16 protein-coding genes are annotated in these 23,149 nt (G+C 45.9%); 15 read left to right on the forward strand and 1 reads right to left on the reverse strand.

The window, feature by feature from the left end:
- Position 1 precedes the first annotated feature (1 nt).
- From hisIE to HMPREF1212_RS03840, 10 genes are all read left to right on the forward strand, one after another.
- A complete protein-coding gene (hisIE, locus tag HMPREF1212_RS03795) occupies positions 2-598 on the forward strand; it encodes a bifunctional phosphoribosyl-AMP cyclohydrolase/phosphoribosyl-ATP diphosphatase HisIE (protein ID WP_046148489.1) in 597 nt (198 codons plus the stop codon).
- Between the two features lie 5 nt (positions 599-603).
- Complete coding sequence (locus tag HMPREF1212_RS03800) at positions 604-1,281, forward strand: cell division ATP-binding protein FtsE (RefSeq protein ID WP_028726161.1); 678 nt, start codon at positions 604-606, stop codon at positions 1,279-1,281.
- A gap of 64 nt (positions 1,282-1,345) precedes the next feature.
- On the forward strand, positions 1,346-2,662 hold the full coding sequence (locus HMPREF1212_RS03805) for an aspartate kinase (protein WP_028726162.1): 1,317 nt from the start codon (positions 1,346-1,348) through the stop codon (positions 2,660-2,662).
- Positions 2,663-2,721: 59 nt separating this feature from the next.
- The gene (lysA, locus tag HMPREF1212_RS03810) at positions 2,722-3,879 is read left to right on the forward strand and encodes a diaminopimelate decarboxylase (RefSeq protein WP_046148490.1); all 1,158 of its coding nucleotides are present in this window, start codon (positions 2,722-2,724) and stop codon (positions 3,877-3,879) included.
- Between the two features lie 250 nt (positions 3,880-4,129).
- Positions 4,130-4,885: a hypothetical protein gene (locus HMPREF1212_RS03815; RefSeq protein ID WP_046150220.1), complete on the forward strand. Its 756-nt coding sequence runs from the start codon at positions 4,130-4,132 to the stop codon at positions 4,883-4,885.
- Between the two features lie 128 nt (positions 4,886-5,013).
- Entirely contained in the window at positions 5,014-5,580 is a 567-nt protein-coding gene (locus HMPREF1212_RS03820) for a YIP1 family protein (protein WP_028726165.1), read from the forward strand.
- A gap of 13 nt (positions 5,581-5,593) precedes the next feature.
- The gene (smpB, locus tag HMPREF1212_RS03825; protein WP_028726166.1) at positions 5,594-6,055 is read left to right on the forward strand and encodes an SsrA-binding protein SmpB; all 462 of its coding nucleotides are present in this window, start codon (positions 5,594-5,596) and stop codon (positions 6,053-6,055) included.
- A gap of 47 nt (positions 6,056-6,102) precedes the next feature.
- The gene (gene metH, locus HMPREF1212_RS03830; RefSeq protein ID WP_046148491.1) at positions 6,103-9,801 is read left to right on the forward strand and encodes a methionine synthase; all 3,699 of its coding nucleotides are present in this window, start codon (positions 6,103-6,105) and stop codon (positions 9,799-9,801) included.
- Positions 9,802-9,884: 83 nt separating this feature from the next.
- Positions 9,885-11,966 (forward strand): PAS domain-containing sensor histidine kinase, encoded by a 2,082-nt coding sequence (locus HMPREF1212_RS03835; RefSeq protein ID WP_046150221.1) that lies wholly within the window; start codon positions 9,885-9,887, stop codon positions 11,964-11,966.
- 24 nt (positions 11,967-11,990) lie between these two features.
- Complete coding sequence (locus HMPREF1212_RS03840) at positions 11,991-13,037, forward strand: DUF3810 domain-containing protein (protein ID WP_046148492.1); 1,047 nt, start codon at positions 11,991-11,993, stop codon at positions 13,035-13,037.
- A gap of 4 nt (positions 13,038-13,041) precedes the next feature.
- Here the strand turns inward: HMPREF1212_RS03840 and HMPREF1212_RS03845 are convergent, their stop codons facing one another.
- Positions 13,042-13,632, reverse strand: coding sequence for an RNA polymerase sigma-70 factor (locus HMPREF1212_RS03845; protein ID WP_046148493.1), 591 nt, complete (start codon positions 13,630-13,632; stop codon positions 13,042-13,044).
- Between the two features lie 128 nt (positions 13,633-13,760).
- Between HMPREF1212_RS03845 and HMPREF1212_RS03850 the strand changes: the two genes are divergently transcribed.
- The 5 genes from HMPREF1212_RS03850 (at position 13,761) to HMPREF1212_RS03870 (ending at position 23,140) form a co-directional block, all read left to right on the forward strand.
- Positions 13,761-14,780: a FecR family protein gene (locus tag HMPREF1212_RS03850; RefSeq protein ID WP_046148494.1), complete on the forward strand. Its 1,020-nt coding sequence runs from the start codon at positions 13,761-13,763 to the stop codon at positions 14,778-14,780.
- A 233-nt stretch (positions 14,781-15,013) separates the two neighbouring features.
- Positions 15,014-18,430, forward strand: a complete 3,417-nt coding sequence (locus HMPREF1212_RS03855; protein WP_046148495.1) for a TonB-dependent receptor — start codon at positions 15,014-15,016, stop codon at positions 18,428-18,430.
- An 11-nt stretch (positions 18,431-18,441) separates the two neighbouring features.
- Positions 18,442-20,208 (forward strand): RagB/SusD family nutrient uptake outer membrane protein, encoded by a 1,767-nt coding sequence (locus HMPREF1212_RS03860; RefSeq protein WP_052349760.1) that lies wholly within the window; start codon positions 18,442-18,444, stop codon positions 20,206-20,208.
- A gap of 107 nt (positions 20,209-20,315) precedes the next feature.
- The gene (locus HMPREF1212_RS03865) at positions 20,316-21,899 is read left to right on the forward strand and encodes an arylsulfatase (RefSeq protein ID WP_046148496.1); all 1,584 of its coding nucleotides are present in this window, start codon (positions 20,316-20,318) and stop codon (positions 21,897-21,899) included.
- Positions 21,900-21,919: 20 nt separating this feature from the next.
- Positions 21,920-23,140 carry a glycoside hydrolase family protein gene (locus tag HMPREF1212_RS03870; protein ID WP_157316946.1) on the forward strand — a complete coding sequence of 407 codons (1,221 nt, stop codon included), beginning with the start codon at positions 21,920-21,922 and terminating at the stop codon, positions 23,138-23,140.
- Positions 23,141-23,149: the final 9 nt, after the last annotated feature.

The raw sequence follows: 23,149 nt of genomic DNA on the forward strand, positions 1-23,149 counted from the left end.
GATGAAATTAGATTTTGAAAAAATGGGCGGACTTATCCCGGCAATCGTTCAGGATAACAATACCAACAAAGTATTGATGCTGGGCTTTATGAATGAAGAAGCCTATGAGGAAACAAGAGAAACCGGAAAGGTGACTTTCTTCAGCCGCACCAAGAACCGTTTGTGGATGAAAGGGGAAACCAGCGGTAATATCCTGCAGGTGGTAAGTATGATGGTGGATTGCGATAACGATACGATCCTGATCAAAGCTATTCCGGCCGGCCCGGTTTGCCATACAGGTGCCGATACTTGTTTCGGTGAAAAGAACATCGAGGATATCATGTTCCTGAAATATCTGCAGGACTTTATCGAACAGCGCCGTCAGGAGATGCCGGAAGGCTCTTACACTACTTCCCTGTTCCTGAAGGGAGTGAACCGTATGGCTCAGAAAGTAGGCGAAGAAGCTGTCGAAACAGTGATCGAAGCGACCAACGGTACAGAAGACGGCTTTATCTACGAAGCATCCGACCTGGTTTATCACCTGATCGTATTACTTACAAGCAAAGGCCTTCGTCTGGAGGATCTGGCACGCGAATTAAAGAAAAGACATAAAGCATAATTACTATGGAAGATACAATACTGCTCAAACTGGAAGATGTGGAGATCTGCCGCGACGAAAATGTCATACTCCACAACGCCTCTTTTACCCTTCGTAACGGAGAGTTTGTCTATGTCATCGGAAAAGTCGGTTCCGGAAAGAGCAGTCTGTTGAAATCATTGTATTGCGAAATCCCGATCGGCCGGGGAGAAGCCTGGCTGCTCGACTATAATCTTTGTAAGATGAAGCGGAAAGATATACCCTATCTCCGCCGTAAGCTGGGGATTGTCTTTCAGGATTTCCAGTTGCTGACCGACCGTTCGGTGATCCGTAATCTGGAGTTCGTCCTGCGGGCTACCGGATGGAAGAAGAAGAGCGAGATAAAAGAGCGCATCGACGATGTGCTCCATCAGGTCGGGATGCATAACAAAGGATACAAGATGCCGCACGAACTATCGGGTGGCGAACAACAGCGTATCGTCATAGCAAGGGCGCTTCTGAACGATCCGAAGCTGATACTGGCCGACGAGCCGACAGGCAACCTCGACCCGGAAACAAGCGGTCAGATCGTGCAGCTTCTGCATGATATCTGCCAGAAAGGTACGGCCGTGATAATGACCACACATAACTATACACTGGTACATAATTATCCGGCCCGTATAGTTAAATGTGAGAATGCCTGTCTGGGTGATGTGGGAGAATAATTTTTTATGTAACTTTGCACACGCAAAAAGCAAGGAACAAACAATTTAATCATAGGAAAAGAAAATGAAAGTTTTAAAGTTTGGCGGTACTTCTGTGGGATCTGCACAGAGAATGAAAGAGGTAGCAAAGCTCATTTGCTCAGGCGACCGTAACATCGTGGTGTTGTCTGCCATGTCTGGTACAACCAACTCGTTGGTTGAAATATCCGACTACCTGTACAAGAAAAATCCGGATGGTGCAAACGAGATCATCAATAAGCTTGCACAGAAGTATTACGGACATATCGAAGAACTGTATAGCACCGACGAATATAAGCAGAAGGCCAAAGAACTTGTAAAATCTCATTTCGACTATATCCGTACCTTTACGAAAGACCTTTTCACCTTGTTTGAAGAAAAAGTCGTATTGGCACAGGGAGAATTGATCTCTACCGGCATGATGAACCTGTATCTGAATGAAACAGGTGTTAAGTCTGTCCTGCTTCCTGCACTCGAATATATGCGTACGGATAAAAATGCTGAGCCGGATCCTGTATATATCAAGGAACGTTTAAGCAAATTGCTGAACGAACATAAGGATGCGGAACTGTACATCACCCAGGGATATATCTGTCGTAACGCTTACGGTGAGATAGATAACCTGCAACGTGGCGGTAGCGATTATAGCGCTTCTCTGATCGGTGCAGCTCTCAATGCAGAAGAAATCCAAATCTGGACAGATATCGACGGTATGCATAACAACGATCCGCGTATTGTCGACAAGACATCGCCCGTTCGTAACCTGCATTTCGAAGAAGCAGCAGAACTGGCTTACTTCGGTGCCAAGATCCTGCACCCGACTTGTATCCTGCCGGCCAAGTTGAACAATATCCCGGTTCGTCTGCTCAACACCATGCAGCCGGAAGCTCCCGGTACGTTGATCTCCAACGAAACGGAAAAAGGAAAGATCAAGGCTGTTGCGGCAAAAGACAATATCATTTCCATTAAGATAAAGAGCGGCCGTATGCTGCTGGCTACCGGTTTCCTGCGTAAGGTATTCGAAATCTTCGAAAACTACCAGACTCCGATCGATATGGTTACCACTTCTGAAGTGGGTGTTTCCGTAACGATCGACAACCGCAAGCATCTGGAAGAAATTGTAGACGACCTGAAGAAATACGGAACAGTTACCGTTGATGAAAACATGGTGATTGTCTGTGTGGTAGGCGACCTGGAATGGGACAACGTCGGTTTCGAAGCCCGTATCGTACAGGCGATGAAAGACGTGCCGGTTCGTATGATCTCATACGGCGGAAGCAACTACAACGTTTCGCTTCTGGTGAAAGCCACTGATAAGGTAAAAGCGCTACAGGCGTTAAGCGATCATTTATTTAACAACTAAATAATCCGAGGGCAGCCTATTCAGACTGCCCTTCTTTAATTTATATAATATATAATAATATGCTCAAAGGAACATTCCCGATAGATAAACTGAAGGCACTTCCTACGCCTTTTTATTATTATGATGTGAAATTATTGCAGGACACCCTGGATATGGTAAAAACGGAAGCCGGCAAGTACAATTACCATGTACATTATGCCGTGAAAGCAAATGCCAATCCGCGTATCCTTTCTATTATAGCCGAAAACGGACTGGGTGCCGACTGTGTGAGCGGTGGCGAAGTACAGGCCGCTCTGGATGCCGGTTTCCCTTCTGATAAGATCGTATTTGCCGGTGTCGGTAAAGCCGACTGGGAAATCAACCTAGGGCTGGATAACGATATCTTCTGCTTCAATGTCGAGTCTGCCGTCGAGCTGGATATCCTGAACGAACTGGCAGCCGCAAAGAATAAAGTAGCCGCTGTGGCTCTCCGTATCAACCCGGAAGTAGATGCGCATACGCATGCCAAGATCACGACCGGTATGAAAGAAAATAAATTCGGTATCAATCTGAGCCAGCTTGGGGAAGTATTGGATAATCTTTCAAAACTGAAGAACGTGAAGCTGATCGGTATTCATTGCCATATCGGTTCACAGATCACGGATATGTCTTCATTCCGTAACCTGGTGATCCGTGTGAATGAGATACAGGAAGAACTGGAAGCCCGTGGTATCATTATTGAAAATCTGAACTTCGGTGGCGGTCTGGGTATCGATTATTATCATCCGAACCATCTGCCTATTCCTGCTTTCGATAATTATTTCGCGGTATTCAACAAACTGCTGAAGGTTCGTCCCGGACAAGAGGTTCACTTCGAACCGGGCCGTTCGGTGGTGGCACAGTGCGGTACACTGATCTCACAGGTGCTGTATGTGAAGATTGGCGAGACGAAGAAATTTGCTATCCTCGACGCAGGTTTTACCGAACTGATCCGTCCGGCTATGTATGACGCGTATCACCGGATCGAAAATATCTCCAGTGATGAGGAAGTGGAGCTCTACGATGTGGTGGGCCCCATCTGCGAATCATCCGATGTATTCGGTAAAGATGTCGAACTGAACAAAGCACATCGCGGTGACCTGATCGCTTTGCGTTCTGCCGGTGCTTACGGTGAAGTGATGGCTTCCCAGTATAACTGCCGCCGTCTGCCGAAAGCTTATTATTCGGATACGATTTAAAAATCATACTTTTACATAGTAGTGTAAACTGTCTTGATACTACTGTGTTAGTATTCTTAGCATAGTAGTGTTATTGGGACTGGCACTACTGTCCTGGTACCGTTTTCGGTACGGGAAGTGAACTGGGTTTCTTTGTTTTTGCAAAGGTTCCCGGTTTTCTTGTTTATTGTGTTTTCTTTTTTACTACCTTTGTACGATCCCTTTGTGTGGAGTCTTGTAAGGCATAAACGATTAACAGATGAAATGTGAAATGAGAAAGAAAGATTTATATTGGGTATTTGCGGTTTGTTTTATCATGCTATCATCCTGTCTGGGTGATTCCAATACCCGGATAACTGTAGGGGAGCAGGAAGCTGTTTATCAGGTTCGTCCATCCAGGGGACTTGTTCTGAGTGGTGGTCGTCTGATCTATTCTTCCAGCATAAACTCTTTGCGTGCGGATGCGGGCGACTGTTTTATGGTGCAATATTCTTTTGATACTTCCAATCCTGAATTACAAAAGACAGACAGCTTGTCGGTGGAATTACTCGGTGAGCCTACGGAAGTCCCTTTGTGGACAGTGGAAGGAACTGTCCCATCGGATACTCTGTTGACAGACGAACAATATATAGCAAAGATTGGGACGCGTACACCTTATATCAAGGGACGTCTTTTCCTCTGGCCGCAGCTCAATGAGCCGGAAAGCCAGCGGGATAGTTTTGTAATGCATTATGATAGTGTTAATTTGTATAAGACGACAGATGGTTTTCGTACATACAACCTGTATTTGCGCGCTATCCGGAAGTCGGAGATTCCGGCAGATGCAGACTCGACATTGGTGCCTCATACGGAAGCATTCGATATCGAAAGCTTTTTCAATAAAGCTTTGGAGATGGAAACAGCCAATCAGTCGAAGACGCTTACTATTGCAGTTAATTATGTTGCAAAACCGAATAAGGATACGACTGGGGTTGAATGGTCTATCTTGGAGTTAAGCTATCCATTGGATAACGGAACTGAAGAATAAGAGGGATACGGGTAAAAATAGAAGTTTACGGTAAGGGGGAGGATACCGTTATTAATGATAAAAGGTTTTGTATAACTATTTATATCCCTTATTTTTATACTTTTGTCATTTGAATAGAAAACGGAGAGATGTATAAAGAGATATTAAAGTGGGTAATAGCTATCATTTCCCAGCCGGGGAAGGCGTGGGAGATGCTGACAAAGAAAGAAGAGAAGGGTGACGAATTCTTATCAAAATTCGTGTACCCGTTAATCGGGCTGGTTACTGCGGCTGCATTTCTGGGCGTATTGTTTACGCGGAAAGAGTTCGACATAGAGCTGGCTTTGAAGTCTTCCATTAAAACCCTGGTTTCATCGTTCGGTGGTTTTTACCTGAGTGCTTATCTGTTGAATGAGCTTTGGCAGGGATTCTTTAAAAGAACGAAAGATATGAAACTTTGCCAGCGTTTTGTCGGTTATTCTTCGTCACTGATGTTTGCGTTGAATATCGTCCTGATGCTGTTGCCGGAATTTTTCTTCCTGCGTATCTTCATACTTTATACCTTTTATATCGTTTGGGAGGGAGCAGGCCCTTATATGCAGGTGGAAGAGAAGGAACGCCTGAAGTTTGCCGGTATAGCAACCGTTGTTATTTTACTGACGCCAGCCGTAATTGAATTTGTACTTTTCATGTTGATGCCGGGCTTGCGTTATTGACAGATAAAGAAAGATGAAAGAAAAGATTAGTAATAATATACAGATAAAGAACAAGCGGGCAACATTCGACTTCGAATTGCTCGACACGTTCACGGCCGGGATCGTGCTGACCGGGACGGAGATCAAATCGATCCGTCTGGGAAAAGCCAGCCTGGTGGATACTTTTTGTATTATGGAAAGAGGCGAATTATGGGTAAAGAACATGTATGTCGCCGAATATTTCTATGGTACGTATAATAATCATGTGGCACGCCGTGACCGTAAGCTGTTGCTTACGAAGAAGGAGCTGCGCAAGATCGACGGTGCAGCCCGTAACAGCGGCTTTACGATTATCCCTACCCGTATGTTTATCAATGAAAAAGGGCTTGCCAAAGTCGTTGTAGCTATCGCCAAAGGTAAAAAGGAATACGATAAGCGCGACTCGATCAAGGCTCGTGACGATAAGCGGGAAATGGACAGAGCATTCAAGCGGTAAGATATAGTTGCTTGCCGTTTCTCTTTTCACTACGAAACAACATATCTATGACTAAAGAAATATTTATACGCTCCCTGCAGGAACGTATCCTGATTCTGGATGGTGGTATGGGTACCATGATCCAGGGATTTAACCTGAAAGAACAGGATTACAGAGGCGATCGTTTCTCCGACTTTCCCGGGCAACTGAAAGGGAACAACGACCTGTTGTGTATCACCCGTCCGGATGTTATCAAATCCATTCATCGACAGTACCTGGATGCCGGGGCGGATATCTTCGCGACGAACACCTTCAATGCCAATGCCATTTCGATGGAAGACTATGGCATGCAGGAATATGTGCGTGAGATAAACCTGGCTGCCGGAAAGTTGGGACGCGAAGTGGCCGATGGGTTTATGGCGGAACATCCCGGTCGGACTATTTTTGTAGCCGGATCGGTCGGCCCGACCAACAAGACGGCTTCCATGAGCCCCGACGTAAGCAATCCCGCTTACCGGGCTGTCACCTATAAAGATGTCTACAAAGCCTATAAAGAACAGGTGGAAGCCCTCATCGACGGAGGGGTGGACATCATCCTTTTTGAAACGACCTTCGACACGCTGAATGTAAAGGCCGGATTAGAAGCAGCCGAGACAGCCCTGAAGGAAAAAGGGAAGGAACTGCCGATCATGTTGTCGCTGACGCTTTCCGCCCAGGGAGGACGTACACTGTCCGGTCAGACACTGGGTGCCTGCCTGGCATCCGTCCAGCATATCAATCTGGTGAGTATCGGTCTGAACTGCTCGTTCGGTGCAGCCGATATGAAACCGTATCTGGCGGAACTGGCCAAACATGCTCCTTATTATATCAGCGCCTATCCGAATGCCGGTTTGCCGAATAGTTTCGGTACGTATGACGAAACGCCCGAAAAGATGGCCGGTCATGTGAAGCCGTTCATTGAAGAGGGACTGGTTAATATCCTGGGAGGTTGTTGTGGTACGACTCCGGCTCATATCGCCCAATATCCGGCGTTGATAAAAGGAGCGAAACCGCATGTCCCGGCTGCCAAACCTGATTGCCTGTGGCTGTCAGGACTAGAGTTGTTGGAAGTAAAGAAAGAAAATAACTTTATCAATATCGGCGAACGTTGTAACGTAGCCGGCTCCCGTAAATTCCTTCGCCTGATAAAGGAAGGGAACTATGAAGAAGCGCTGACCATTGCCCGCAAGCAGGTGGAAGACGGTGCCCAAGTAGTCGATATCAATATGGACGACGGTATGCTCGATGCGGTAAAGGAAATGACTACTTTCCTGAACCTGGTGGCATCCGAACCGGATATTGCCCGCGTGCCTGTTATGATCGACTCTTCCAAATGGGAAGTGATCGAAGAAGGCCTGATGTGCGTACAGGGAAAAAGCATCGTCAACTCGATCTCCCTGAAAGAGGGGGAAGAAGCCTTTCTGGCTCATGCCGCCCGGATCAAACAACTGGGAGCGGCTGTTGTCGTGATGGCTTTCGACGAGAAAGGGCAGGCCGATACCTTCGAACGGAAAGCGGAAGTCTGCGGACGCGCTTACCGTCTCCTCCGGGAGAAAATAGATTTCGATCCGAATGGAATTATATTCGACCCGAATGTACTGGCTATTGCTACCGGTATGGAAGAACATAACGGGTACGGTCTCGATTTCATTCGTGCCGTCGAGTGGATCAAGCAGAATCTGCCGGGTGCGAAAGTGAGCGGCGGTATCAGTAACCTGTCGTTCTCCTTCCGTGGGAATAATTATGTGCGCGAAGCGATGCATTCCGTATTCCTCTACCATGCCATCGGCAAGGGGCTGGATATGGGGATTGTCAATCCTTCATCAGCCGTGCTTTATGAAGATATAGAACCGGAGTTCCGTAACCTGCTGGAAGACGTGATCCTGTATCGCCGTCCGGAAGCAGCCGAGGAACTCATCACGTATGCTCAGAACCTGCATGTGGAAAAGCAGGGCGGAGCGGAAGAAAAACAGGAAGCCTGGCGGGAGCAACCGTTGAAGGAGCGTCTCGAATATGCCTTGATAAAAGGAATCGGCGACCATCTGGAAGAAGACCTGGCGGAAGCCTTGAAAGCCTATCCCCGTGCCGTGGATATCATCGACGGCCCTCTGATGAGTGGCATGAATAAGGTCGGCGAGTTGTTCGGTGCCGGTAAAATGTTCCTGCCGCAGGTGGTAAAGACTGCCCGTACCATGAAAAAGGCTGTTGCCATCCTGCAACCGGCCATCGAGGCGGAGAAGTCCGCTTCCGGTTCGGCAAAAGCGGGAAAGGTTGTTTTCGCTACCGTAAAAGGCGACGTGCACGATATCGGAAAGAATATCGTATCGATCGTGCTGGCCTGCAACAATTATGAGGTGATCGACCTGGGGGTGATGGTTCCGGCCGAAGTCATTATAAAGACAGCTATCGAAGAAAAGCCGGATCTGGTTTGCCTGTCCGGACTGATCACGCCTTCGCTGGAAGAGATGGTGCATGTAACGGACGAAATGCAGAAAGCCGGCCTGACCATCCCTGTCATGGTGGGCGGGGCGACTACCTCCAAGCTGCATACGGCCATCAAGATCGCGCCGCATTACGACTATCCTGTCATTCACGTGCTCGATGCTTCGCAGAATCCGTTGATCGCAGCCAAGTTGCTGAATCCGGATACCCGTGATGCTTATATAGAAAATCTCAATAAAGAATATGAAGCCTTGCGTGCTTCTATGGAGAAGAAGAAAGAAGTGCTGGTTCCGCTGGATGAAGCCCGTGCCAATCCGCAGAAGCTCGACTGGTCGGCCTATACGCCGGTGGTTCCGAACCGGATGGGCATACATGTTATTCCGTATGTTCCTTTGGAGGAGATCATCCCTTATATACACTGGACTTTCTTCTTTAGTGCCTGGAAGCTGAACGGACGTTATGCCACCATTACGCAGATACACGGTTGCGACGGCTGTCGTGCATCCTGGCTGGCCGACTTCCCGGAAGAAGAACGTGCGAAGGCTGCCGAAGCGATGCAATTGTATAAGGATGCCGTGAAGCTGCTCGATCGTCTGGTAGAAATGAAGGCCGAGTATTGCAAGGCCATCTACGGATTTTTCCCTGCCAACAGTGACGGTGATAATATCCGCCTGGGCGATATCACGATCCCGGTATTGCGTCAGCAGGCAAAGAAGGAAGAAGGTATCTATAAGTCGCTGGCCGATTATCTCCTGCCGGTATCCGAAGGCCGTACCGATTATGCCGGTGCATTTGTAGTAACTGCCGGTGCCGGTGCCGAGTCTCTGAAGAACCAACTGGAAGAGGAGGGGGATACCTACAACTCGATGTTGCTTCAAACATTGACCGACCGTCTGGCCGAAGCCCTGGCCGAATACCTGCATGAAAAGGTGCGTAAGGAATACTGGGGATATGCACCGGACGAATCCTTACCGATCTCCGATTTATATAAAGTGAAATATCAGGGTATCCGTCCGGCTATCGGTTATCCGTCGCTGCCGGATCAGTTGCTCAACTATACGTTGGATAACCTGCTGGATATGTCGCAGATCGGAGTGAAGCTGACGGAAAACGGGGCTATGTATCCAACGGCTACGGTCAGCGGTCTTTATTTTGCCCATCCCGACTCGCAATACTTCATGATCGGCTCGATCGACGAAGAGCAGATGAAAGATTATGCTGCCCGTCGGAACCTGTCGGAAGCGGAGGCAAAGAAGCTGTTGAATAAGAATATATCTAATATGTAATCCGGGAATAAAAAATACCGGATATTGCGCTGTTGTTCTATAAAAACATCTATCTTTGGAAATCAATAGATATAGACGCTTTTATGAGGAACAAATGCATATATTATAGAGGGATATTTATCGTGTTTTGTCTGTTTTTATGGGGGACTAAAGCCTACTGTTCTGATACAATTATTGATGATAATCAAAAGAAATTAGATCAGGATAGTTTGTTGTCTGTTCTCAGGGAGACAACCGATGTGAATGTCAAATTGCGGTCGCTGTACAAGTTGACCCGATTGACCAGACAGACACCGGCCGAAGTCGGTTATCAGAAGCAATTGGTGCAATTGGCCGGTGATGTCGACTCAATGAAATATTATTACGAAGCCCTCTCTTCTTTAGGACGCTATTATTGTAACAGGAATAAAAAGGATAGTCTGTTCTATTGGGGAGGGATACTTGACTCTGTAACGAAGGTTCGTAAGGATACTCCTGATGAATTATTTGACTTCCTCAATTATTATTGTCGCTATTATCTGATCAATGGTGAATATGAATTGGCGATGAATGAGGCGGTACGCCTTCAGATCCTCTCGGATGAAACGGGAGTCTTAAGGGGAGCCATCTCCAGTAACGAATATTTGGGAATGATTTATCTCGTTATAGGCAGGGATAAAGATGCGACTACCGCCTTTGAAAAAGGACTGTCCCTGATAAGGGAATCGGGTGATGATCCTACTTATGAGGTACAGATCATCTCTTATCTGGTTATTTCTTATCTGCGGTTGAATGAACTGGATAAAACCAGGACTGTTCTTGAACGCTATGAGTATCTATTACGGGATATGGAGAAACAAGCCCCTAAACAGTGGATTTATTATCCGTTTGCCCGTATGTTCTGTATCTTGTATTCCAATTACATTAATTTATATGTAGCAGAACAAAACCGGGAAGAAGCGTATAAGGCTGTACAAAAAGCATCCTCATATGTAAATGAGAAAAATAAAGATGAAATCTACCTGATCTCCATATACAACCTGGCATTGGCCCGATATTATCTGTTTGTAAAAGATTATCCCGAGGCTCTTCGCCAGATCGACAAGACCCTGACGGCAGAGTATTCGCCGGACGTTCTTAAAGTGAAGATCGATATCCTGAAAGCGGCCGGAAAGAAAGAGGAAGCCCTGGCTTTGCACAGTGAATTACTTGCTTTGGTTGAACAAACAAACGTCACCGCTTTTACCCGCCAGCTGAATCAACTGCGTACTTTGCACGATCTGAATGACAAGAAGATGCAGGAGCAAAGCATGCTTTATCAAAAGAAACAGTTGGCACAAAAACAAACCCAACTGACCATCACCCTTATTTTCTTCGGTGTGCTGTTAGTCCTGTTCTCTTTCTTGCTACGTTATGTTTACCATGTCCGTAAACTGAAAAATGACCTTCAAAAGGAGCGTAGTGTATTGATCGATACGACGGATAAATTGCGTATCGCCAAAGAGCAGGCGGAGGAGTCCAACCGTCTGAAAACTGCTTTCGTCGCTAATATCAGTCATGAGATACGGACACCGTTGAATGCCATTGTCGGTTTTTCCGGTTTGCTGGAAGATGCGGAAGAAGAAGAGAGGAAGGAGTTTATCCGGATCATCAATAATAATTCGGATCTGTTGCTCGATCTGGTAAATGATGTGATCGACTTGTCACGTCTGGAGTCAGGCGCTTATAATCTGACGCTCAAGGAGTGTAATGTCTATGAGTGCTGCCGGAACGTGGAGAAGAGTGTACAACCCAAAGTTCAACCGGGCGTTAAGCTGAACCTGACCTGTTCGGATAAGGATTATGTAATGAAAACCGATCCGCTCCGTTTACAGCAATTGCTGCTGAATCTTCTGGCGAATGCTGCCAAATTCACGGAGCAGGGTGAGATCAACCTCGATTACCGGGTGGACAGGGAGAAGAAGCAAGTCGTCTTTTCCGTAACGGATACCGGCTGTGGCATTCCTCTGGAAAAACAGGAGAGCATCTTCAACCGTTTTGTGAAAGTGGACGAGTTCAAACAGGGTGCCGGCCTGGGGCTGCCTATCTGCCGTACCATTGCCGATCTCATCGGAGGTACGCTGACTGTCGATCCGACTTATACGGGAGGGGCACGGTTTATATTTGTACATCCGTTTGGTGAGTGACTGGGATTATCTATCTTTGTTTACATGATAATGGTAACAGAACTGATTAAAAAGATACGTTTACGCTGGGTTATCCTGGCTATTTTACTGGTATTCATCCGGATAGTAATGTCTTTTCCTGCCATAGGAGAGTGGTATGCCCGTACGGTTTATCCGGTGATATCGGCTGTCTTATCCCGCTTTTCTTCTCTTTTCCCCTTTTCGGTAGGCGATTGCTTTATTTATGGAAGTATTGTCGGCTTGATCGTCTATCTGACTTATGCGATCGTGAAGCGCCGTCCGTGGCTGAGGACGCTCGGGCGGATGGCTGAATACTTGCTTTGGGTATATGCCTGGTTCTATCTGGCCTGGGGGATGAACTATTTCAGAGCCGACTTTTATACCCGTGCGCAAGTACCTTATGTAGACTATTCCGAAGAGGCTTTCCGATCGTTTCTTACGGCATATACAGATTCGTTAAACAGCACTTATATTTCCTTTGAGAAGATTGATCCTAAACTGGTAGCCGAAGAAACCAGACTGGGCTATGAGGAGATAGCCGGACGTTTCGGGATGAACAAGCCGTCCGGCCACCTGCGTGCCAAACCGATGCTGATCTCTCCGATGATGAGCAGTGTAGGTGTGTTGGGTTATATGGGCCCCTTCCTGAATGAGTTTAACCTGAACCGCGACTTATTGGCTGTCCAGTATCCTTTTACCTATGCCCATGAAATGGCCCATGTGTTGGGAATATCCAATGAGGCGGAAGCCAACCTGTACGGTTTTCTGGTCTGCTCGCATTCAGCGGTACCGGAAATACGTTTCTCAGGTTATTTCGGCCTGCTGTCTTATGTCTTAGGCAATGCCTATCAACTATTGCCGGAAGAAGAATTTAAGCAATGGACAGAAACGATCTCCCCGGAAGTAAAGGAAATGTATAATCAAAAAGTCGCTTATTGGCAGGCCTTATACAGTCCGCTGGTCGGTGAGATCCAGGATACAGCCTACAACTGGTTCCTGAAAGGTAATAATATTCCTTCCGGCCAGAAGAATTATTCGGAAGTGGTGGCGCTGCTGCTGGCTATTCGGTAAGCTTTCATGAAAGCAGGTTCTTGGGAAATAGGAATAAGATCAATGGCAAATAATCTTTCAAGCTGACCCGTAACAGTTTTAAGGATTGCTGGATCCGGTAATTTACGGTTTGGGTGGAAACCTGCAGGATCTCGGCAATCTCTTTGTAGCTTTTATTCTCGAAGCGGTGCATCACAAAAGCTTCCCGGTAACTGGGCGGTAAGGCATGTATTGCCTGGCTGATGTGTTTTTTCAATTCCTCTGTTTGCTGGAAATCGGTATCCTGCAGCATTTCCAGCATATATTCATAGAAACGTGTCTCTGCCCGCAGTTGCGATTGCTGGCGAGTGAGTTGGTTAATACATCGGTGGTAGACCGTCTTGTACAAGTATTGACTGAAAGAGGTATTGAACATCTGTGTCTCTTTGTTTTCCCATAACCACAACATGACATCCTGCACGATCTCTTCCGCGTCCTCTAAGTTCACAAACCGATTCGCATACGTGCATAATATCGGATAGTATCTCCTGAACAAAGTACCATAAGCTTTCTTATCTCCATGTTGCATGGCTGAGAGCAGGCGTGTATCTTCTATCGCTTGTGAGGTGTTTTTCATACTATTTTCTCCTTGACGGCAAAGATAGTTTTTTTGCCGAAGAAAAAAAATATAAAAAAAAGTGCTATTCCGTTTAGTAATCTGTCCGACTTCCCTTGTCTAATATATAAACAGGCATAAAAACGAAGATGGAAACATTCAATAGAGATAAGATAGAAGAGCTCCTTCCCCGGTATTGTTCCGGTGAGGCAACGATAGAGGAATGCCGGATGGTGGAGGAATGGATCGGGCAGTCGGATGAAAATTACCGGATTGTCAAACAAATGTATACCATCGACCAGGTCATGGGGACGGTGCAGATGGAGTCGAAGGTGGATATGGAGAAAGCATTGGCTTCCGTAAGCCGTAAAATGAGTAAGGCTCCTTCGCATGTAACCTGGTTTACCTGGGTACAGCGGGCGGCAGCTATTCTTTTTATCCCTCTTCTTATCGCTTTCGCTATTCAGAACTTTACTCCCTCTCCAACTGAGGTCGCACAGATGATAGAAGTGAAAACAAATCCGGGAATGACAACAACCGTCGATCTTCCGGATGGCACTAAAGTCTATCTGAACTCGGAATCTTCTCTGACCTATCCTTCCTTTTTCAGCAAAGACAAAAGGGACGTGAAGTTGACAGGGGAAGCCTTCTTCGAAGTACAGAAAGACCCCGAACATCGTTTTATCGTTTCAGGCCCCCATCATACACAGATTGAAGTATTGGGAACATCATTCAATGTAGAGGCGTTCGAGCGGGACTCGTTTATCTCCACAACCCTGGTAGAAGGAAAAGTACGCTTTGCCTACCAGAAGAACCAACAACCTGCCACGGTGGATATGAAACCCGGACAGAAGCTGATGTATGATACAACTTCTTCGCAGGTAAAACTGATCCAAACGAGCGGCGAGACAGAAACGGCCTGGAAAGACGGAAAGATCATCTTCCAGGCAACCCCGCTACCGGAAGCATTACGGATGTTGGAAAAGCGGTTTAACGTCACTTTCGTTTTATCTAATAACCGCCTCCGGGGAGAAGCATTCAACGGCTCCTTTACCAACCAACGCTTGGAACGTATATTGGAAATCTTCAAAATATCATCGAATATAAAATGGCGTTACCTGGATACCCGGGATACGACGAATGAGAGAACGAGAATTGAAATCTATTAATCTAATTTGGAAAAATCATGGAAAGCAGAGCACCTTAAAGAAAAACATCCGGAGAAATATTGGAGTATTTCACCGGATGGAAAGACTTAATTTAAAACGCTTGTTTGGAGACAAGCAGTAGTAAATCACTTTATTAATTAGATCAGTACAAAGTTATGCAAAAACATTTTAATACCCAACAGTATTGGGTAGCAGAGTTTCTGCGGTTTATTTTAAATAAAATACCGAGAGTTATGAAGTTATCAGTCTTCTTACTATTATGTTCCATAGGTTTGGCGCAAGCATCAGGCAGCTATGCCCAGAAAGCCACTGTGAATCTGGAGATGCGGAACCAAACGGTAAAGGAAGTGTTGGATGAAATAGAGGAACAATCCGACTTCTCTTTCTTCTTTAATATCAAACATGTCGACCTGGATCGAAAGGTCTCTGTCGTAGCCAAGAAAAGCGATATATTTAAAGTGCTGGAAACGGTGTTTGCCGGTACAGATGTATCTTATTCGGTTATAGACAGAAAGATTATCTTATCGACAGAGAAACAAGGTGTTCAACAGAGTCGTAAAGAAAAAAGAGTAGCAGGCGTTGTTTACGATCAAAACGGGTTGCCGGTTATCGGTGCAAACGTTATAGAGAAAGGTACGACCAACGGAGTAATAACGGACATCGATGGTAAGTTCAGTTTGACAGTATCCGATAACGCTGTAATACAAGTATCTTATATTGGTTATATCGGGCAGGACGTTGCTGTAGGCAACCGTTCGGATTTGACTATTGCATTGAAGGAAGATTCACAGGCGTTGGATGAAGTTGTGGTTGTTGGATATGGTACACAGAAAAAAGTAAATCTGACAGGAGCCGTTGAAGCGATAGAAGGAGATAAACTTCAGAACAGGGCGGTAACTAATGTTAGCCAAGCATTGCAGGGACAAGTGTCGGGCGTAAATTTTACAGCCGGAGACTATGGCTTCGAGCCTGGTGCCGATCTTGATTTTCAGATCAGAGGACAGGGAAGTGCATACGTATTGATCGATGGAGTAGAAGGAGATATGAACCGGCTGAATCCGAATGATATTGAATCTGTATCTGTTTTGAAAGATGCTGCCGCTGCAGCTATTTACGGAGCACGTGCTCCTTATGGGGTAGTCCTGATCACAACGAAATCTGGAGGAAAAGAAACCAAACCCCAGGTAAGCGTATCGGCGAATGTTTCTATAGCCAAGCCGCACCGTATGCCTACTATGGTCGATTCGTATACCTTTGCCCGTGCGATGAATGAGGCGGGTACAAATGGTGGCGGATTGGTCTTTACAAATGAAACGATCGACCGCATCATTGCTTACCAGAATGATCCTAGTTTACCGGAAACAGTTCCGAGTGCAACGAATCCAAGCGTATGGGAAAATGTAAAAGGCTCGAATGCCAACTATGACTGGTTCGATGAATATTATGGTTCGGGGTTGAGGAATCAGGAAAATGTAAGTATCAGAGGGGGAGGCAAAACGACTGCTTATTTTGTTTCAGCAGGCCATGTTTATGATGATGGTATCCTGAATTACGGAACAGATACGTACAGACGCTTTAATATAAATTCAAAATTAGATGTTGATTTGACATCGTGGTGGAAGTTCACTACTAATACCCGTTTTGAAGTGGCTAACCGTGAAAAACCGAACTACGACAACCAGGGAGATTATGAACTGCTATTCCATCAGGTTGCCCGTACTTACCCAACACAAGCCAAATGGACTCCGAATGGCGTACATCCGGGACAATCTAAAATACCCTGGACACAAGATGCAGGAACAGATAAAACGATAGATAATGTCTTGACGCAACGTTTTGCAATGGTTTTTACTCCGCTTAAAGGGTGGACGATCAATGCGGATTATTCTATTCGCCTGAATGCCCAGAAGTTTACATCGGAAAACTTTACGGCTTATGAAGATATGGTAGACGGAACGATGATACCTCTTGCAACGACAGTGCCGTCTTATGTAGCCAAGCGTCAGAGAAATAATTTGTATCAAAGTACGAATATGTATACATCCTATGATTTCTCTTTGGCTGAGAAGCATAACTTTACGGTGATGGGTGGTGTGCAGTATGAAACACAACGGAATGAAGCTCTTTGGGGACGAAAGAATGACTTGATTGCTCCGGGAGTGCCTTCGATTTCTACTTCGACTGGCGATATACAGTTGGAGGATGAAATGGAACATTGGGCTACAGCTGGTGCATTCTTCCGAGTCGGATATAATTATAAAGAAAAGTATTTGTTTGAAGCGAACGGACGATATGACGGGACTTCCAAGTTTGCTGAAGGCAACAGGTGGGGCTTTTTCCCTTCCTTCTCAGCAGGTTGGAATGTTGCCCGTGAAGACTTTTGGGAAAAATGGTCAGACAAGGTAAATACACTTAAGATCCGTACCTCCTGGGGACAATTAGGTAATCAGAATGTAGATGCCTATCAGGATTTACCTTTATTAGGTATCAAAACCCAACTGCAATGGATGATTGACGGACAGCGTCCGGTTTATACCGAAGTACCTCCCCTCATCAACCGGTCTCTGACCTGGGAAACTTCACAGACATTCGATATCGGTTTCGACCTGGGAGCATTGAACAATCGTTTGATAATTAATGCAGACTGGTATCAACGACTGACAAAAAACCGCTTGGGGCCGGCTAGGGCATTACCGGGTGTTATCGGAGCTGATCTACCTAACGAAAATAACTCGACTATGAAAACCAATGGCTGGGAAATTAATATCTCTTGGAGGGACCGTTTGGAATGCGGACTGGGGTATTCTGTCAGTGCAATGTTGTTCGATTATCAAAGTGAAATCACGAAATATAACAACCCGACAAAGATATTGACTACTAATTACGAAGGAATGAAAGTTGGTGAAATCTGGGGATTTGAAACCGCCGGACTGATCCAAACGGATGAAGAAGCCCAACAAATCATGGATAGTAAATCACAGCATTTCTTCTATCCGACCTGGAGAACCGGTGATGTAAAATATGTAGACAGAAACAATGACGGTGTGATCGACAAAGGCAAAAATACACTCGATGATCACGGTGACCTGAAAGTAATAGGAAATATGACTCCCCGATATCAGTTCGGTCTGACTTTGGGTGCCGATTATAAAAATTTTGATTTGTCGATATTTTTCCAGGGAGTTGCCAAGCGCGATCTGTGGCTTACCGGCAATATGTTCTGGGGGTTCGACTCCTGGGCACAATGTTCTATCTTCCCCGAACATCTGGATTATTATCGGGAGGTGGAATCAGAAAAATATGTAGGTTTGGGTGTAAATACGAATGCTTATTTTCCCCGTCCTTATTTGTCTAATGAAAAAGATAAAAACTACCAGGCTCAATCCCGTTATCTTCAGAATGGAGCCTATCTTCGTTTGAAGAACTTGCAGTTCGGTTATTCCCTGCCTAAAAATATAACGGAGAAGATCAAAATGGAGAAAGTACGTTTCTTCTTTACCGGAGAGAATTTGTTCACCATAACCGGAAGATTCCCGAAAGGAATGGATCCGGAGACAGCTAAAAAACTGACTGACAGTAAAGCCAGAGGAGATTCCAAGTCTCATTTTGCCCAATCTGTGTTTGCATTTGGTATAGATTTACAATTTTAAAAAGGATAGAAATGAAAAAGATTATATTAGCAAGTATTGCCAGCCTCCCCCTGTTGTTTTCTTCCTGCGATGGCTTGTTGGATAAAGCTCCGCTGGACAAGATCGGAAATGATTCTTATTGGAGCACATCAAAAGATCTGGCAAATTATACATTACAGTTCTATACGGTATTTCCTTCCTTCACAGGAGGCGGTGCCGAAGGTGGTTATCTTGGCACTTTCGGCTGGGATGCCAACAAAGGTTCCGATAATATGATTACCACCAATCCGAACGATGTTTTGAATAATTCAAGATCGGTAGTGACCTCAAAAGGTAACGGACATTGGGAATGGGATAAAATACGATCGGTAAACTTTTTCTTCGATAATTATTCCAACTGTAAGGATGATATCAACGAATACGGTCATTTTTTGGGTGAAGCTTATTTCTTCAAAGCCTATTTGTATTTTGAGAAAGTAAAAGCCTATGGAGACGTTCCTTGGTTTTCGAAAACCCTGGAAATGGATTCTCCTGAATTATATGCGCCGCGTGTCTCTCGGACAATAGTTGTTGATTCTATATTATATTGTCTGGATAAGTCGATTGAATACTTGTCTCCATTGTCCGAAGCTCCCGGAGGAAGCAACCGTTTGAGTAAAGAAGCGGCCTTGTTGTTTAAATCGAGGGTTGCCCTATTTGAAGGAACATGGCAAAAATATCATAAAGGTACGGTCTTTGCTACAGCCAATGCAGATCCCGATAAGTATTTCAGAGCGGCAGTAGAAGCAGCTGAAGAATTGATGTCTCCTGGTAAATATTCTGTCGGTATTTATTCTACCGGTAAGCCAGATGAAGATTATGCTTATTTGATGGGCCGTGAAGATTATAAACCGATCAAGGAGGTGTTGCTATGGAAAGATTATGATAAAGGACTCAACATGGCCCACAACTGTTTGTCATATCTGACTGTTGGGACCAACAACGCACATGTGACTTTGGATCTTGTATCTTCATATCTGGCTAAAAACGGTGGAGTTTATGATTACAAGCAGGCTGCCGGCCAGACTAAAGGTAGCGATTACCTCTCATTGATTGCCACGGAATGCGATAGTCGTCTCCAACAAACGATCTGGATTCCGGGAGATGTTATGTGGGATAATAACCAATATGGTAAGAACATATTTCAGAAACCTTACCTAGATAACTCCGGTGAATTTATGAATACTACCGGATTCCAGTTACGGAAAGGGGTCGATCCCCTGTCGGATGGTTCAGGTGCCGGTTTCGGAGGCGCATCGCAAACCGGTGCTATCATCTTCAGGTATGCGGAAGTTTTGTTGAATTATGCAGAAGCAAAATATGAACTGGACGGTAATGTCGATTATTCAAAATCGATTAACCTCCTCCGACAACGTGCTGGCATGCCCGATTTCAGTACTCCGCAAAACCTGTCGGCTGTGGAAAAGATTGATTATGGTTATCCGGTTTCTGATGAATTGTACGAAATCCGCAGAGAAAGACGTGTAGAATTGGCTTGTGAAGGTTTCCGTTCTGACGATTATCGCCGTTGGGCCGCCCATAAATTATTTAAGGGTAAACGACCTAAGGGATACCCTTTCAAAGCAGACGAATGGTCGGAACCGATCGTTACACCGATAGATAGCGAAGGCTTTATGGATCCTTTTCAAAAATCGATACCGAACGGATATCAGTTCGATGAAAAAAGGGACTATCTGAATTGTATCCCGACAAATGAAATTACACTGAATCCGGAACTGCAACAGAATCCTGGCTGGTAAATAATAGAATGCACCTTTTAAAGAATAGGATTATAAGATAAGAACATTGGTTATCTTTACTTATTCTTTAAAAGGTGTTTTTTATATCCTGAAAAACAATAAATAGTATGAAACGTCGTGATTTTATCAAAAGCTCGTTAGTGGCAGGAGTCGGCTTTAACGGGTATTCATTGGCTCAGTCATCTGAAGGTAAAGCGGAGAAAACGGGATGGAAAGAAACGGTTATCAGTCCCGCAAAAGCAACCCGCCAGCCTCATATCGTCTTTATCATGAGCGACCAGCATCGCGGAGACGCGTTGCATTGCATGGGTAACGAAGCGGTGATCTCTCCGAATATCGACCGCTTGGCACACGAGGGAACACTCTTTGTCAGCGGTTATTCTTCAACCCCGAGCAGTACTCCGGCACGTGCCGGCCTACTGACCGGCCTGTCTCCCTGGAACCACGGGATGCTGGGATACGGCCAGGTGGCAACCGAATATAAGTACGAGATGCCGAAGATGTTGCGCGAACTGGGATATTATACGTTCGGTATTGGAAAGATGCACTGGTTTCCACAGAAAACATTGCACGGCTTCCATGCAACATTAGTCGATGAGAGCGGACGCAGTGAAAGTCCTGATTTCATAAGCGATTACCGCGAATGGTTCCAACTAAACGCACCGGGTAAAAATCCCGACCTGACTGGTATCGGTTGGAACGACCATGTCGCCGGTGTGTACCAATTAGATGAAAGACTGCATCCCACGGCCTGGACAGGACAGACAGCTTGTGAACTGATCCGTAATTATGACAACGATCAACCCCTCTTCCTGAAAGTATCGTTTGCCCGTCCTCACAGTCCGTATGATCCGCCGCAGCGTTATCTCGACATGTATAAGAATGCCGATATACCTGCTCCTTCGGTAGGCGACTGGTGCGGTAAATATGCTGAACACAAAGAACCTGACCAGGTGAAGAAAGATGCGGCATTTGCCAACTTGGGCGATGAATATGCCATCAAATCCCGCAGGCACTATTATGCTAATGTCACTTTTATCGACGACCAAATCGGAGAGATTATCAAGGCATTGAAAGAAAGAGGAATGTACGACAATACATTGATCTGCTTTACTGCCGACCACGGTGATATGCTGGGCGACCACTATCATTGGCGTAAAACCTATGCCTATGAAGGGTCGACCAAAGTGCCTTATGTCGTGAAATGGCCCTCTTCCCTTTCTAAACAAATAAAGACGGGAACCAAAGTGGAACAACCGGTAGAGTTGCGTGACTTCCTTCCCACCTTCCTGGAGATAGCCGGCGGAGAAGTCCCTGCTGATATGGACGGAAAATCTCTGCTTAAACTGGTTACCGGAAAACAAGATGAATGGCGGAAATACATCGACTTGGAGCATGCAACCTGTTATTCGCCCGATAACTACTGGTGCGCATTGACCGACGGTAAGATCAAATACATCTGGTTCATGCACTCCGGCGAAGAACAATTGTTCGACCTGACAACCGATCCGGGCGAGAAGAAAGATCTGGCAAAAACAGATCGCTACCGGAAACAATTATCGGAAATGCGGAAGGAGATGGTGCAGCACCTCCAGGAAAGAGGAGACGGCTTTGTTAAAAACGGGCAACTCGTCAAACGGGATAAAACATTGCTTTACAGCCCGAATTATCCGAAAGAAGCATCTAAATGATAAGTAAAAGATATATAACAATGTATAAACAATTAATAGGTATTAGTATTATCACCTTGCTTGTCGGTTGCCGGGAAGCAAATGTACCCCATTGCAGTTATGAGGCATCGCCGGTTGACATCGGGATTGTTCAAAAGGGAGAAAGCCTGGTCGGCGAAGGTCCTTCCGCATTTAGTGTTGACGGACATTTCATGTGGGGGGCTTCCGTCCTGAAATCAGAAGAAGACGGGAAATATTATATGGTTTATTCGGCTCCCGAAGCCGGAGAGCATCCGTTCAACAATGCCTGGGTGTATGGCTCCAAGATGGGACTGGCTGTATCCGACCGCCCTGACGGTGGTTTCAGGCAACTGGACTTCTTCTTGAATGCGGACGGTTTTACGTCCGACACCTCTTCCTGGGATGCACAGACCGTTATGAATCCGCATCTTCGCCGCTTCGGCAATAAATACTACCTCTATTATGTAGGAGGTAAAGACGCCGGCGACCTGCCTGTAAAATCGAAGGCCGACACATTAGACCAGCGAAGCCGTATCCAGCAGATGCTCTGTATCGGTGTCCTCGAGTTCGATTCGTTCGACAAATTACTGAAAGGCGAGTTCGTGAAAAGCAAAACCCCGCTGCTCTCCCCCCGGACAAGGGTTAAACCCAACGATATAGTCGACCCGTCTCCCGAAGGAACCCGGCCGAAGCCGGACAACATCATCGTGGTAAACCCCTCGGTGGTCTATCGTCCGTCAGACAGGAAATACCTTCTTTACTTCAAAGGAAACCTGTACGATCCGCATTGGCGCGGAGTGCACGGAGTTGCGCTCGGAGACTCACCGGTGGGACCTTTCGTCCCGCTGGATACCATCGTGTTCGACCTGCCTTCGACTGACGGGCAGAAACTTTCAGCCGAAGATCCTTATGTGTGGTATAACCGGAAAGATCATCTTTTCTATGCTGTATTTAAAGACTTCACCGGACATTTCACGCAGTCTGGTCCCTGCCTGGCCATCATGTATTCGGAGGATGGTATCGACTGGAAGCTACCTGGAAACTCTCTGTTTATGAAAAAAGAGCTGCTACTAGCCTCGGGCGATACGGTGAAGGTCGATCGCCTCGAACGTCCGCAGCTACTTCTGGATGAAAACGACGATCCGCAGGTGTTATATTCCGCCTGTTCCGTTGACGACTTGAACAAGAAATACGACGGAAGCTCGTTTAATGTACAAATCCCTCTGAAGAAAGTGAACTAAAAGAACATA

The sequence above is a fragment of the Parabacteroides sp. HGS0025 genome, assembly GCF_000969845.1.
Taxonomy (GTDB): Bacteria; Bacteroidota; Bacteroidia; order Bacteroidales; family Tannerellaceae; genus Parabacteroides; species Parabacteroides gordonii.